This is a genomic window from Uliginosibacterium aquaticum (assembly GCF_012972705.2).
GTDB lineage: Bacteria > Pseudomonadota > Gammaproteobacteria > Burkholderiales > Rhodocyclaceae > Uliginosibacterium > Uliginosibacterium aquaticum.
This window is the reverse complement of the sequence record NZ_JABCSC020000005.1, coordinates 185,465-198,505: the sequence shown is the minus strand read 5'-3', so window position 1 is coordinate 198,505 and position 13,041 is coordinate 185,465. Positions and strand designations below refer to the sequence as shown.

The 13,041-nt window shown below is 59.4% G+C and carries 14 protein-coding genes; 5 read left to right on the top strand and 9 right to left on the bottom strand.

Annotated features, from left to right (window positions below; genetic code table 11):
* Window positions 1-611: 611 nt before the first annotated feature.
* Window positions 612-1,571, top strand: a complete 960-nt coding sequence (locus HJ583_RS17715) for an IS30 family transposase (protein ID WP_170023148.1) — start codon at window positions 612-614, stop codon at window positions 1,569-1,571.
* Window positions 1,572-1,600: 29 nt separating this feature from the next.
* Here the strand turns inward: HJ583_RS17715 and HJ583_RS17710 are convergent, their stop codons facing one another.
* The 8 genes from HJ583_RS17710 to HJ583_RS17675 all read right to left on the bottom strand — a co-directional run bounded on the left by HJ583_RS17710 (window position 1,601) and on the right by HJ583_RS17675 (window position 6,208).
* Window positions 1,601-2,014 carry a hypothetical protein gene (locus HJ583_RS17710; protein ID WP_170023147.1) on the bottom strand — a complete coding sequence of 138 codons (414 nt, stop codon included), beginning with the start codon at window positions 2,012-2,014 and terminating at the stop codon, window positions 1,601-1,603.
* A gap of 373 nt (window positions 2,015-2,387) precedes the next feature.
* Window positions 2,388-2,780, bottom strand: a complete 393-nt coding sequence (locus HJ583_RS17705; RefSeq protein WP_170023146.1) for a transcriptional regulator — start codon at window positions 2,778-2,780, stop codon at window positions 2,388-2,390.
* Window positions 2,781-2,803: 23 nt separating this feature from the next.
* Window positions 2,804-3,397, bottom strand: a complete 594-nt coding sequence (locus tag HJ583_RS17700; RefSeq protein WP_235943917.1) for a glutathione S-transferase family protein — start codon at window positions 3,395-3,397, stop codon at window positions 2,804-2,806.
* A gap of 8 nt (window positions 3,398-3,405) precedes the next feature.
* On the bottom strand, window positions 3,406-3,681 hold the full coding sequence (locus HJ583_RS17695) for a DUF6156 family protein (protein ID WP_170023144.1): 276 nt from the start codon (window positions 3,679-3,681) through the stop codon (window positions 3,406-3,408).
* Window positions 3,678-4,097 (bottom strand): ArsC/Spx/MgsR family protein, encoded by a 420-nt coding sequence (locus HJ583_RS17690; protein WP_170023143.1) that lies wholly within the window; start codon window positions 4,095-4,097, stop codon window positions 3,678-3,680. Before HJ583_RS17690 ends, HJ583_RS17695 begins: the two co-directional genes overlap by 4 nt.
* Window positions 4,097-5,032 (bottom strand): ADP-ribosyl-[dinitrogen reductase] hydrolase, encoded by a 936-nt coding sequence (draG, locus tag HJ583_RS17685; protein WP_170023142.1) that lies wholly within the window; start codon window positions 5,030-5,032, stop codon window positions 4,097-4,099. The genes HJ583_RS17690 and draG overlap by 1 nt, the downstream gene beginning before the upstream one ends.
* A gap of 143 nt (window positions 5,033-5,175) precedes the next feature.
* Window positions 5,176-5,772 (bottom strand): hypothetical protein, encoded by a 597-nt coding sequence (locus tag HJ583_RS17680; protein ID WP_101943740.1) that lies wholly within the window; start codon window positions 5,770-5,772, stop codon window positions 5,176-5,178.
* Window positions 5,756-6,208, bottom strand: a complete 453-nt coding sequence (locus HJ583_RS17675; RefSeq protein ID WP_170023141.1) for a group II truncated hemoglobin — start codon at window positions 6,206-6,208, stop codon at window positions 5,756-5,758. Before HJ583_RS17675 ends, HJ583_RS17680 begins: the two co-directional genes overlap by 17 nt.
* A gap of 448 nt (window positions 6,209-6,656) precedes the next feature.
* Between HJ583_RS17675 and nifH the strand changes: the two genes are divergently transcribed.
* From nifH to nifK, 3 genes are all read left to right on the top strand, one after another.
* Window positions 6,657-7,538, top strand: a complete 882-nt coding sequence (nifH, locus tag HJ583_RS17670) for a nitrogenase iron protein (protein WP_170023140.1) — start codon at window positions 6,657-6,659, stop codon at window positions 7,536-7,538.
* 110 nt (window positions 7,539-7,648) lie between these two features.
* The gene (gene nifD, locus HJ583_RS17665) at window positions 7,649-9,106 is read left to right on the top strand and encodes a nitrogenase molybdenum-iron protein alpha chain (RefSeq protein WP_101943747.1); all 1,458 of its coding nucleotides are present in this window, start codon (window positions 7,649-7,651) and stop codon (window positions 9,104-9,106) included.
* A 101-nt stretch (window positions 9,107-9,207) separates the two neighbouring features.
* The gene (nifK, locus tag HJ583_RS17660) at window positions 9,208-10,764 is read left to right on the top strand and encodes a nitrogenase molybdenum-iron protein subunit beta (RefSeq protein ID WP_170023139.1); all 1,557 of its coding nucleotides are present in this window, start codon (window positions 9,208-9,210) and stop codon (window positions 10,762-10,764) included.
* Between the two features lie 143 nt (window positions 10,765-10,907).
* Here the strand turns inward: nifK and HJ583_RS17655 are convergent, their stop codons facing one another.
* Window positions 10,908-12,776, bottom strand: coding sequence for a rhamnogalacturonan lyase family protein (locus HJ583_RS17655; RefSeq protein ID WP_328824942.1), 1,869 nt, complete (start codon window positions 12,774-12,776; stop codon window positions 10,908-10,910).
* Between HJ583_RS17655 and HJ583_RS19380 the strand changes: the two genes are divergently transcribed.
* Window positions 12,745-13,014 carry a hypothetical protein gene (locus HJ583_RS19380; protein ID WP_173863648.1) on the top strand — a complete coding sequence of 90 codons (270 nt, stop codon included), beginning with the start codon at window positions 12,745-12,747 and terminating at the stop codon, window positions 13,012-13,014. The genes HJ583_RS17655 and HJ583_RS19380 overlap by 32 nt on opposite strands.
* Window positions 13,015-13,041: the final 27 nt, after the last annotated feature.

Here is a 13,041-nt window from a genome sequence, read left to right as displayed (position 1 = left end):
GAGAGATGACAGTCTGGTCGCGGTCGTCAGCACGAAAGCAGCGGTTTGAAGCGTTCCGGAGAAACAAAAAGAAAACCGGCCTAGCGGCCGGCATTCACAAACCAGTTGACGGGAAGTCCCTTAGAGAAGGGTTAGGGCGATGGTTGTGCAATCTCAGCCGCCTTTTCGACCTAAGCGATCAATCGCAACTTCCTCCGCCATCACCGCCGCAATCGGCGCTATCAGACGAACTGAAGTCACTCGGGCCATCACCGCCGCCGGGACGGGGTGAGCCGTCTGCCGTATAGATACAGTAGGCCAGCAATAGGCAGAGCCCTGCACCCACCAGAGAGTAGAACGATGTAATAAATGCTGTGCTAAGTAAAACGCCGATATATAGGTGCCTCACCGACAGATCTCCATAATTTTGCTTAGCCCTAACGTTTGACGTGAGGGGCTGCCGTAGCGGCAAAGCCGCGAAGGGAACCCACAAGCGCAGCTTGTGGGCGGTCCCTCTCGACGGAATTGTTAGATTGCGCGGATTCACAAACGAAGTGCAACGCTCCCTGAAATAGGCGGGCGAGCTGAGATACTGAGAGCTTCCATTTCCCGCCAAGAAAAAGGAAGCATCGATGAATAAATACCACCAGCTCACCCGAGAGGAACGATACAGCATTACAGGGCTGCAGCGTGTGGGCTTCTCTCAAGCCGAGATAGCCCGCCAGATGGGGCGCTCGCCCAGTACGATCAGCCGGGAGCTGCGGCGCAACAGCACCACCCACGACGGACGCTACCGAGCGGAAAAGGCGCACAAATATGCCCGCGCGCGACGCAGGCGAGCGCGTCGGCGTTCGTGGTTCAGCCCGGCTCAATGGCAGAAGGTTGAATCGTTGCTGCGCCAGAAATGGAGCCCGGAGCAAATCAGCGGGAGCTTGCGCGTGAGTGAGGAGTGGAGCATCAGTCACGAAGCGATCTACCGCTACATCCTCCGTGACAAGAAGGCAGGAGGCTCGCTCTTCAAATGCATGCGGATCATGCCCAAGCTTCGGCGCAAGCGATACAACAGCAAGGATTCGCGAGGCGTTCTGGCTGGCAAGCGCCACATCAGCGAGCGCAGCGAAGCAATCGAACAACGCCTGCAGATCGGGCATTGGGAAGGCGACACGGTCATCGGGCAGGACAAGCATCACTGCATTCTCACCTTGCTGGAACGTAAAACCGGCTATGCGGTGATCAAAAAACTCAGCGCCCGCACGACCGAACAAGTGACCCGCGCAGCCAGCCTGGCGCTCATCGAGCAGGCTGGACGATTCCACATGCTCACCCTGGACAACGGCACCGAGTTCCATGACTACAAGACACTCGAAGCGCGCTTTCCTCTCACTTGCTACTTCGCGACTCCGTATCACTCATGGGAGCGCGGCGCCAACGAAAATCTGAATGGACTGATCCGACAGTACCTGCCTAAAGGAATTTGTATGAGCAAAATCACTCAGGCCGACTGCGATTGGATCGCGAACGAATTAAATAATCGGCCTCGTAAAAGACATCAATTCAAAACGCCGAAGGAGATTTGTCATGGTTCCAAATGATCGTTGCACTTCAACGTTGAGACTACGACTCACTTCACGCTACCTTTGAATAGATTGGAAAGCCCCGCACCTCCCGCGACAGCCAAGCTTGAGCCGAGGATGTATTTAACCAGCTCAAATTGAGACAAATACAAAGAGGAAATAACAAGAATGAAAACCAACAAAGAGACGACCCCGAGAATTATCGTGGCTCTTTTGTGCTTCTTGTCTTGAAGCTCTATCTCTCTCTTGTGTTGAGCGTCGGCGGCCTCAGCCTCTTTCTTTTCCTGTTCCGTCTTGCTTTCAAAGTATTTGGAAACGGCTTCAAAACCTTTCTCCGCAACCACCTCGACGGTTCCAGCTATTTTTTCAATCTGCTTTAACCGTGAATCGAGTCGTTCGATTTGGGCTGGAAGAATTTCTGCTTGGGCGGAGATTTCTTTGTGGTCGCTAAGGGTTGACATTGGAGGCAGAGAGTAAGTTGTGAGTTTTAACGTGTTATAGGGATCAGTTTTGCCGCATAACATCGGCGCGTGCTCCCTAACATGGCACGACCGAGCAGCGAAGATTGGCTTCCAGAGCGGCTCTCCACGATTCCGCTGTAAAGATGAACAGCATTAACAGAATCGACAAAAACCTCACTCTACAGATTTCAGCCCCAGAGCATCAAACGGCAACTTTGAAGCGGCAAGCCTGAGCCTCCGCTTACTGCCGATACCTGCCTAAAAATCCATCAGCATGATGTCATGGCTCGCGCAGAGCGCTCAAGACCACCCGTGGAGTTTTGGGCGCCCAAGTCCAACCGGCGGCTCAGCACATCCTGAAATGCAGCGCAGCTTAGCCCTGCTCTACCATGAACGCCTCCGCCCAGCGCCCCACGCGCGGCAGGCAGGCGCGCATGGCGGCTTGCTGTTCGGGTAACTCGAAGTAGCCGGCTTCGTGCAGATAGGGAAAGCGCATGCGGCCGACGTCCTGCGCGTCGTGACCAAGATCGACGAGGCGGCCCGCGATGCGGTTGTACTGGTGTTCGTAATGACCTTCGATGCTGCCGCCGAAGACGATGCGCATGAACTGGGAGCCGTACTTGCAGGCGCCGGAGAGGTCTTCTGGGCGCAGGGCCTGGCGCTCGCTGGCAAAGGCGCACCACTGGCGGAAGACGAACTCCTTGGCACGGGCAAAGTGCTGATAGTCGTAGGCCAGCAGTCCACAGTGTTCGTCGATTAGGCTCATGGCGTTTTCACTCGGGCAAGCACTCAGCGGTAGCCTTCTTCGCGCAGCACTTGCTGCACGACAGGACGGCTGCGCATCAGGGTGTAATGGGCCGAAAGCCTGAGGGGCAAGGGAATGTCCAGTTTGTCGGCCCAGAACTCAACATAGAACAAGGCCGGGTCGGCAATCGAGAACTCACCGGCCGCGTAAGGCCCGACGAGCTGGGTGTCGAGAATGGCAAAGGCCTTGTCGACAATCGCCCGCCCCTGCCCCTGGAGGGCTTCCTTGCCGCTGCCGGCAAAACCCTCGGCATTGAAGAGGCGTGCGAAGCCCTGGCCGTGTACGGTGCCCACCACATAAGCAAGGATTTCCATGACCCGTGCGGCAGCCAGCGCATCGTCAGGCATGAGCCGGGCACGGGGATGACGGCGCGCGAGCCAGTAGGAGATGGCGATGTAATCGGTGAGGGACTGGCCATCGTCCAGCACCAGCGTCGGGATGCTGCCCTTGGGATTGAGCGCCAGATATTCCGGCTGCAGATGCTGGCTGGCCGGGATGCTGATGATCCACGCTTCGAAGGGCAGCCCCAGCTCCTCAAGCAGGATGTGGATACCGGTAGTGCAGGATCCGGGGGCCATGTAGAGCTTCATGCGGAGGCCTCGCTGAAGCGCATGACCTGTGGCTCTTCATCGGCAAAGGTGACAATGGCTTCGTGCAGCCTCAGCTCACTGTCGTATGTGTAACGATGCGTCATTTCCACTTCGCCATAGACGATTTTTTCGACCCGTATCAGAGTGCCCTGTGCATCGTATTCGGCGCGGAACCAGGTGTTGCGGTTGCGCAGGGCCGCCTCCGGCAACTCTTCTACGAGTTGCAGTGGCAGGCGTACGCCGGTGTAGGAAAGGAAGAAGCGCGGGCTCATGTTGCCGTTCCGCAAGGGCTCACCCGCGCGGCACAGCCTTCTGCAGGCGCGGGGGCCGTTGGCGTGCCGGTGAGATGGCCGCGCAGCCGTGTTTCATCGAAGCCCACCAGGCAGCAGCCATCTTCCAGGGTCAGCAGTGGGCGACGGATCAGGAGTGGTTGGGCCAGCAGTGCGGCAAGGGCCTGTTCGGCCGAGAGCAGCTCCGGCTGGATCAGTCCATCACGCACCGCAGGCGCCGCGCGATTGAACCAGTCGGCTACCGGCAATGGAGCCAGAAAGGCCAGCAGGCGCTCGGGCGTCCAGGCCCAGTGCAGCAGATCGCGCACTTCAAGCGTGTGGCCGGCAGCCATCAGCCAGGCTTTCTGTTTTGCGTTGCCGCCGCAGCCTGGCTTTTCGTAGAAGACGATGTGGGCCATCAGCTTCTCCCGCCGATGGGCGTGTGCAGAGAGAGCAATTGTCGCGTTTGTACTTCGATGCGATGGCGCACGTCCGGATCAATGCGGCGGATCCACTGGCGCGGAAACGCCCGGGTGCCATAACGGGCACCCGCCAGCATGCCAACGAGGGCGCCGGTGGTATCTGCGTCATCCCCGCGATTGACCACGGCGATCAGGCTGTTCTCGAAGTCTTCGTGATTGAAGAAGTGGTAGAGCACGGTCTGCACCGTGTCCACCACATAACCGGTAGCACGGCCGCGATAGGCCTGGATTGAGAAACGTGGCTCCAGGGTAAAGAGCTCATCAGCAATGGCCTGCACGACCGCCATGCCCTCACCGCGCAGGAGTGCGGCCGTCATGCGTGCAAGGGCCACATTGGCCAGATCGGACAAAGGATGGCCGTGGGTGATACGCCCTTGCGCGAGGCTGTAATCTATCAGGGCCTGCTCGTTGTTCAGGAAACCCAGCACCACCGGCAGATTGCGCATGACCGCGCCGTTGCCCGCGTCGCCTTCGTTGAAGGCGGCCACGAGGCTGCCCTCCTGCATGTAACGTCGGATCCCGCGCCGGCAGGTGTTGCCACAATCCACCGGCTTGCTGCGCAGCCAGCCCACATAGTGCTCGGCCACCTCTGTGAGATCCCAGCCGCGTGCCGAAACAATGGCATCCCCAAGCGCAAGCGCCATGGTGGTGTCGTCCGTCACCTGACCGGGCTTCAGGCGCAGCCAGCCACCGCCGATGATCTCGCGGTGGGTGCCGTACTTGGACATGATCTCGCGCGGCGTCATGAACTCCACCGTGGCGCCTAGCGCGTCACCGATGGCCAGGCCCAGATAGGCGCCCAGCGCACGATCGAGCAGGGATAGCGGTGGCGCACCGGCGGCGGCAGGTTGATCCAGCAAGGCTTCAGCCATTCATGACTCCTGACTCATGGGGCTGACACATGCGAAGCAAGCATAGCGAGCGGTTCAAGGTCGAAGCGAGGATCAGAAACGTGGGGACGTTGATCACCAGAGCTTCGAGATTGAGCCGCGCAGAAGCTTGATTCGCGTGTGTCCTAGACGGGACGGTTTTCGTAAGGATTGCGCACCGGCCCCATGGTGGCCACCAGCTCGTCATACGTGCTCTTGATGAATTTACGGTCGCCCACGAACTTCACGCCGGCATTGACCACTGCATCGAGCTTGCCGCCGGTGTCCATCTTCTTGAGCTCATTCTTCTCCAGGTAGAGCAGCTCGAGCGTTTCGTTGTACACCGTGGCTTCGTCGATCGGCAGGATGTAGAAGGTGGCGCCGGCATAGTCGATGACGTACTTCTTCGACAGGTCGATGTTGTCGCAGAAGAGGATGTACTTGCCTGCGGGCGACAACGCTTCGCCCAGCACTTCGGCAAGCAGCTTGAGGTAGCCGAAGGAGAGCAGGAAGCCGGCAAGAAAGATGAAATGCGGCTCGCCTTCGTTGGCGGCAGCCATGACCTGCTCGCAGCACTTCTCAGGCGGGCGCTTCTCATCGGCCATCTTGGGCTGAAACTCAATGGCGATGTCGCCACGGAAGCCGAAGCGTCCGGGGACGGCCGTAGCACCCTTGAACACGCCATTGAGCAGGCGTTCTTCGGCTTCGAGCACGCCGAACGCGGTCTTATCGATCGTTGTCATGGTGATTCTCCTGTTGGTTGCGAATGAAATCCGCGGTTTTGAAAAAGGCTGCTTCGAGTTGCGTCCTGAGCTCTGCATCGGTCACGACTTCACTCAGGGCGGCGCGCATGCAGTTCATCCAGGCATCGCGTGCCGCCACTCCGAGCGGGAATTCCATGTGGCGCATGCGCAGGCGCGGATGGCCGCGCATGGCCGAATAGTCTTTGCTGCCGCCCATCCATTCGACGAGGAACAGCTCCAGCACTTTCCTCACCGGAGTGAGATCCGCCGGGTGCATGGCGCGGATGACGGACGCCTCGGGCTGTGTATCCATGTGGTGATAGAAGCGCTCAGCTAGCAGGGCGATCGGTTCGGCTCCACCGATACGCTCGAAATGCGTCGCCCGCGCGTTGCCGGTGACCGCTACGGGCTGGATCAGTGAAGGCTGGGCGTGCATTTTGGTTTCCTCTCAACCTGGCTATGCCCTGCCCTCAGCAAGTGTCATACCCGCAGGGCTCAATGCCTGAGTGCGTGCGGCGCGGATGCGAAACGGAGCGCTTCAGATACGACACACAGCGAAATGACACTCCTGTCATTCGGGCGGCGCGGCGGCGGGAATGTCAGCTTTGTCGATATCCGGAAATGACCTCAACGGCACTGCAAAGAACTTCCGAAACGACCATTTGGCAAGCTTTTCAAGCAATCCGTAAAAACTTGGCACGGCAGTTGCTGAATGGTCCTCGCACCGACCATGTCTCGCCAACAAGTCGCTTACTTTGAAGAGCAAAAAAGGCGCGAGGGGCTGCATCCGGGGCACGGTAGATCGACTGCTTGTCCGACGTTCCCAACAGAGGACATTTTTCGATTGCAGCAACATCACTGCTCAACGATTCAGGAGAAACAACATGTCAGACCTTCGTCAGATTGCCTTCTACGGCAAAGGTGGGATCGGCAAATCCACCACCTCGCAAAACACGCTGGCCGCGCTTGCGCAAATGGGCCAGAAAATCCTCATCGTCGGCTGCGACCCCAAGGCCGACTCCACCCGCCTGATCCTGCACGCCAAGGCACAGGACACCATCCTGTCGCTGGCCGCGGAAGCCGGTTCCGTGGAAGACCTGGAACTGGAAGATGTCATGAAGGTGGGTTATCGCGACATCCGCTGCGTTGAATCCGGTGGCCCGGAGCCGGGCGTGGGCTGCGCCGGCCGCGGCGTGATCACCTCGATCAACTTCCTCGAGGAAAACGGCGCTTACGACGGCATGGATTACGTGTCGTACGACGTGCTGGGTGACGTGGTGTGTGGCGGCTTCGCCATGCCGATCCGCGAAAACAAGGCGCAGGAAATCTACATCGTCATGTCTGGCGAAATGATGGCCATGTACGCCGCCAACAACATCTCCAAGGGTGTTCTGAAGTACGCCAACTCCGGTGGCGTGCGTCTGGGTGGCCTGATCTGCAACGAGCGTCAGACCGACAAGGAACTGGAACTGGCCGAAGCACTGGCCGGCAAGCTGGGCACCCGCCTGATCCACTTCGTGCCGCGCGACAACATCGTTCAGCACGCCGAGCTGCGCCGCATGACCGTGATGGAGTTCGCTCCGGATTCCAAGCAGGCTGCGGAATACCGCACGCTCGCCGAGAAGGTTCATGCCAACAAGGGCAACGGCATCATCCCGACGCCGATCACCATGGACGAGCTCGAAGACCTGCTGATGGCCCACGGCATCATGAAGCAGATCGACGAATCGCAAGTGGGCAAGACGGCAGCCGATCTGGCCGCCTGAGGACCGAGAGTCGAGGGTCGGGAGCCTTGCCGCAGGCGGGCTCCCGGCTTCCGCCGGCGTAACAAGGTTCTCTTCCCTCTACTCTCGCATTGCGCACAGGAGATGATGAAATGAGCATGACAATCGACGAAAAGAAGGCCCAGAACGCAGCCCTCATTGATGAGGTGCTGAAGGCCTATCCGGAAAAAACCGCCAAGAAGCGCGCCAAGCACCTTAACGTGCATGAAGAAGGCAAGCCGGACTGCGGCGTGAAATCGAACATCAAGTCCCTGCCGGGCGTGATGACCATCCGCGGCTGCGCGTATGCCGGCTCCAAGGGGGTGGTGTGGGGTCCGATCAAGGACATGATCCACATCTCGCACGGCCCGGTCGGCTGTGGCCAGTACTCCTGGGCCGCCCGCCGCAACTACTACATCGGCGTGACCGGCGTGGACACCTTCGTGACCATGCAATTCACCTCCGACTTCCAGGAAAAGGACATCGTCTTCGGCGGTGACAAGAAGCTGGAAGTCATCATGGACGAGATCCAGCAACTCTTCCCGCTCAACAAGGGCATCTCGGTACAGTCGGAATGTCCGATCGGCCTGATCGGTGACGACATCGAGGCCGTATCGAAGAAGAAGAGCAAGGAATACAACGGCCACACCATCGTGCCGGTGCGCTGTGAAGGCTTCCGTGGTGTATCCCAGTCCCTGGGTCACCACATCGCCAACGACGCGATCCGCGACTGGGTGTTCGACAAAGCCGACCCGGACAAGCGCCCGGACTTCGTCTCCACTCCGTATGACGTAGCCATCATCGGCGATTACAACATCGGTGGTGACGCCTGGTCCTCACGCATCCTGCTCGAAGAGATGGGCCTGCGCGTGATCGCCCAGTGGTCGGGCGACGGCACCATCGCCGAGCTGGAAAACACCCCCAAGGCCAAGCTCAACGTTCTTCACTGCTACCGCTCGATGAACTACATCAGCCGTCACATGGAAGAAAAGTACGGTGTGCCATGGGTTGAGTACAACTTCTTCGGCCCGACCAAGATCGAAGAGTCGCTGCGCGAAATCGCCAGCCACTTCGACGACACCATCAAGGCCAATGCCGAAAAGGTGATCGCCAAGTACAAGCCGCTGATGCAGGCAGTGATCGACAAGTACCGCCCGCGCCTGGAAGGCAAGAAGGTCATGCTCTTCGTGGGTGGTCTGCGCCCGCGTCACGTGATTGGCGCCTACGAAGATCTGGGCATGGAAGTGGTCGGCACCGGCTACGAATTCGGCCACAACGATGACTATCAGCGCACCACGCACTACGTCAAGGATGGCACGCTGATCTATGACGATGTCACTGGCTACGAATTCGAAAAGTTCGTCGAGAAGGTCAAGCCTGACCTGGTCGGCTCGGGCATCAAGGAGAAGTACGTGTTCCAGAAGATGGGCGTACCTTTCCGCCAGATGCACAGCTGGGACTACTCCGGTCCGTATCACGGCTACGACGGCTTTGCCATCTTCGCTCGTGACATGGACATGGCGATCAGCTCGCCGATCTGGGGCCTGTCGAAGGCGCCCTGGAAGAAGTAAGCCCGTGTGAGGAGTGAGGGGAGAGGAGCGGGACAGAGCCCGCGCAACGCCCCTCCTCACTCCCGCCCCCAACTCCTCACTAAATTTTCAGGAGAACTACCATGCCCCAATCAGCCGACAAGGTCATTGACCACGAGAACCTCTTCCGCGAGCCTGAGTATCAGGACATGCTCGCCAACAAGAAGGCCTTCGAGTTCAACCACTCGGACGCCAAGATCCAGGAAATCGTCCAATGGACGAAGACCGAGGACTACAAGCAGAAGAACTTTGCCCGCGAAGGCCTCACAGTCAACCCGGCCAAGGCTTGCCAGCCGCTGGGTGCCGTGTATGTTGCCAACGGTTTTCACAAGACGCTGTCCTTCGTGCATGGCTCGCAAGGCTGCGTGGCGTACTACCGCTCGCACTTCTCGCGCCACTTCAAGGAACCGACCTCCTGCGTGTCCTCGTCGATGACTGAAGATGCAGCCGTGTTCGGTGGCCTCAACAACATGATCGATGGCCTCGCCAACACCTACAACCTCTACCAGCCGGACATGATCGCCGTGTCCACCACCTGCATGGCCGAGGTGATCGGTGACGACCTGAACGCGTTCATCAAGACCGCCAAGGAAAAGGGCAGCGTGCCGCAGGAGTTCGACGTGCCCTTCGCCCACACCCCGGCCTTCGTTGGCAGCCACATCACCGGCTACGACAATGCGCTCTTGGGCGTGCTCAAGCACTTCTGGGACGGCAAGGCCGACACCGCACCGAAACTGACCCGCGTGCCGGGCGAAGCCATCAACTTCATCGGCGGCTTTGATGGCTTCGTGGTCGGCAACATGAAAGAGATCAAGCGCATCATGGATCTCTTCGGGGTCGAGTACAACGTCATCTGTGATCCGTCTGAGGTGTGGAACACCCCCACCGATGGCGAGTTCCGGATGTACGAAGGCGGCACCACCAAGGAAACCGTCGAGCGCGCGCTCAACGCCAAGGCTACGATCATCTTCCAGGAATTCTCCTGCGAGAAGACAGCCAAGTTCATCGGTGAGCATGGCCAGGAAGTCGTTGTGCTGAACAGCCCGATCGGTGTTGCCGGCACCGACCGTTTCCTGATGGAGATCTCGCGCCTCACCGGCAAGCCGATCCCGGCCCAGCTGGAAAAGGAACGCGGTCTGCTGGTCGATGCAATGGCTGATAGTCAGGCTCACCTGCACGGCAAGCGCTACGCCCTGTACGGTGATCCGGACTTCCTGCTGGGCCTCTCTGAGTTCCTGCTTGAACTCGGTGCCGAGCCGGCGCACGTGGTGGCGACCAATGGTGAGAAGGACTGGGAAGCCAAGATGAACACCCTGTTCGCCAGCTCGCAATACGGTGCCGCCTGCAAGGCCTACCCGAAGCGCGATCTGTGGCACCTGCGCTCCTTGCTCTTCACCGAGCCGGTGGACTTCCTGATCGGCAACACCTACGGCAAGTACCTCGAGCGCGATACCGGCACCCCGCTGATCCGCATGGTCTTCCCGATCTTCGATCGTCACCACTACCACGTGCGTCCGATCTGGGGTTACGAAGGTGGCATGCGCGTGCTGGTGGATCTGCTCGACGAGTACTTCGAAACGCTGGATGCCAACACCATCGTCGCCGGCAAGACCGACTACTCCTACGACATCATCCGCTGATCTCAAGCGGCGCAAAGCGCCGCCTGAAGCCTTAAAAGCGGGCTATCCATCCGGATAGCCCGCTTTATTTATGACCTGACGCCTACGCAGGACAGTCTTCATTGAGCAAGACTTTGTCAGCGCCCTGCCCTCATCGCATGGACTCAGCGTGCGATCCGGATTGCCGGCTGGGGCGGCTGCGTCATGCCGTAGCCCAGGTAGTAATCCACGAAGGTGGATTGCAGGTAGCCCCGCACCGTAAGGCTCAGCCGGTACTCCGGGTTGTGCGCCAGAGTGTAGAAGCGCTTGCTGCTCGGCGTGGGGGTGCTGTAGAGCCGCAAGGCGGTGCGATCACTGGTTTCGAGCAGGATCTCTTCGCGCCAGTCGCCCAGCACATCGCCATAGAAGGGCGGAGCCGCCCGCCAGGACAAGATCACACCGGACGGATCGAACAGATGTTGCACCGATTCTGTGGCCGGATCCCACTTGCCGACGTAAGCCGCGCCCTGCTGCACGCCATCAAGCAGCTCCGAGCCTTCGTCACCATCCCACCAGATCCTGAAGTTCGCGCCCGGGGCCTTGTAGGTCAGGCGCTCGCCTTTCACGTTGAAGAGGCCGGATGAAGGCAGCGTGCTGTCGGTAAGGCTGGTCCAGAATTCATAGCCCGGATGATTCGGATCGATGTCCGCAGCTGAGCCACGCGCCACGTCATACGCCACCTCGGCCACATAGGGCGGATGCTGGCCTGTGATCAGACGGGTGCCGGACGAGGCATCGTAGAAGTACCACGGGAACTTGCTCCAGATGCCCAGTTCGGATTGCTGGATGCCGAAGCCTTCGAGGCCCGCATGTGAGGGATCGAAATCACCGATCTGGAAACGATCGCCGTGGCCCACGCCGTCAACAACGTAACGCAGCGTGCCGTCGCTGTTGAGCGCGTAATTACCGCCGATGAACTCATCCTTGCCGTCACCATCAAGATCGACCACGCGGATCTGGTGGAAGCGCTCCGGTACGGTGGTGACGGTTTTCTCATTGTCCGCAAACCATTTCCAGCGACTGCTCAGTGTCTTGCCATCAAAATCCCACGCCGCAACCATGAAGTGGAAGATACCCTTCTTGGCCGGCAGGCCACGCGTGGTGAGCTGGGTGACCAGACTCGGATGGACACCGTCCAGATAGGCAATACCGAACTGCCCGCCGGCCGGACCGTGCTCCAGCAGATCGGTGACCGGCGTGCGCGTGATTTCGGTACCGCTGCTGCCACGGATGACCGAGATGAACTGGTCACTGGCTGCCGTGGAGGTGATTGTGCTGCCGTCGGCATAGGTCGTACCGGTAGCGGTACGCACCAGCACTTCGGCCTTGCCGTCGCCATCCAGATCGAACACGGTCAGCATGTCGTCGTTGCGGTAGCCGGCGATATTGCCAAAGCCACTGATCGAGGCAGGTGGCGAATCATTGGCACCGATGCCGGCCGCCTGGGTATAGGAATTCACCCCCATATCCACCCGCCACAGGAAACCATTTTCCAGCGAGTAGGCCTCGACATAGCAAGGCAGCCCTGACTTGTCGTTATAAGGCATACGCGCCACCACAAACTCATAGCGCCCGTCTCCATCCAGATCCGCCGGCCACGCGTGCTGCACATAGTAATCGGCCGGCACACCGGTCGGCACGGCCTTGAGCGGAATGTTCAGATAGCCGTTCTCAAGCTTGAGGGCGGGCTTGCTGGCTGCCAGCACGCGACGCGAATCAAAGATCGCCCGTACGCTGTAGTCCCCTTCGCCGGCAGTTTCATCCTGAAAATTGGTGCGGTCCGTAATCGGAGCGGAGTTCAGGCGCTGGCCGTTCTTGTAGACGTTGAAAGCCACATCAGCGCCGTACTCCGTGCCAAGCAAACGCCACGACAGCAGCCATCCGGTGCCGGAGCGGACCGCAACCAGCCCGCGATCAAGTTTTTCCACCAGACGCGAGCTGGCGCGCTGATAGATCGCGCCCGTGGTTTCGCTCTCAACGCTGTCGTTGTACACCAGTGCGGCCGATGAAGCGCTACTGGAAGAGACTTCTGAAGCATCAGAAGAGGATGTGGCGGCGCTTGAAGAAGAAGCCGTCGAGCTGCCGGAGGCGGCTGTTGAAGTGGCTGCGGAACTGCTGGCTGCGCTGCCGGTAGTCTTGTCTGTCGTACCTCCGCCGCAAGCGGCCAGCAATGACGAGAACAAGACGGAAACAAGGAGAGGTCGGGAGAATGAATGCAGGCTCATTGAATGAATCTCAGGGCAAATAAAGTCCCGGGCT

What these genes read in the sequence shown, in the direction of transcription:
- HJ583_RS17715 (WP_170023148.1), top strand. Translation starts at nt 612, where the DNA reads ATGAATAAATACCACCAGCTCACCCGAGAGGAACGATACAGCATTACA.
- HJ583_RS17710 (WP_170023147.1), bottom strand. Translation starts at nt 2,014, where the DNA reads ATGTCAACCCTTAGCGACCACAAAGAAATCTCCGCCCAAGCAGAAATT.
- HJ583_RS17705 (WP_170023146.1), bottom strand. Translation starts at nt 2,780, where the DNA reads ATGAGCCTAATCGACGAACACTGTGGACTGCTGGCCTACGACTATCAG.
- HJ583_RS17700 (WP_235943917.1), bottom strand. Translation starts at nt 3,397, where the DNA reads ATGGCCCCCGGATCCTGCACTACCGGTATCCACATCCTGCTTGAGGAG.
- HJ583_RS17695 (WP_170023144.1), bottom strand. Translation starts at nt 3,681, where the DNA reads ATGAGCCCGCGCTTCTTCCTTTCCTACACCGGCGTACGCCTGCCACTG.
- HJ583_RS17690 (WP_170023143.1), bottom strand. Translation starts at nt 4,097, where the DNA reads ATGGCCCACATCGTCTTCTACGAAAAGCCAGGCTGCGGCGGCAACGCA.
- draG (WP_170023142.1), bottom strand. Translation starts at nt 5,032, where the DNA reads ATGGCTGAAGCCTTGCTGGATCAACCTGCCGCCGCCGGTGCGCCACCG.
- HJ583_RS17680 (WP_101943740.1), bottom strand. Translation starts at nt 5,772, where the DNA reads ATGACAACGATCGATAAGACCGCGTTCGGCGTGCTCGAAGCCGAAGAA.
- HJ583_RS17675 (WP_170023141.1), bottom strand. Translation starts at nt 6,208, where the DNA reads ATGCACGCCCAGCCTTCACTGATCCAGCCCGTAGCGGTCACCGGCAAC.
- nifH (WP_170023140.1), top strand. Translation starts at nt 6,657, where the DNA reads ATGTCAGACCTTCGTCAGATTGCCTTCTACGGCAAAGGTGGGATCGGC.
- nifD (WP_101943747.1), top strand. Translation starts at nt 7,649, where the DNA reads ATGAGCATGACAATCGACGAAAAGAAGGCCCAGAACGCAGCCCTCATT.
- nifK (WP_170023139.1), top strand. Translation starts at nt 9,208, where the DNA reads ATGCCCCAATCAGCCGACAAGGTCATTGACCACGAGAACCTCTTCCGC.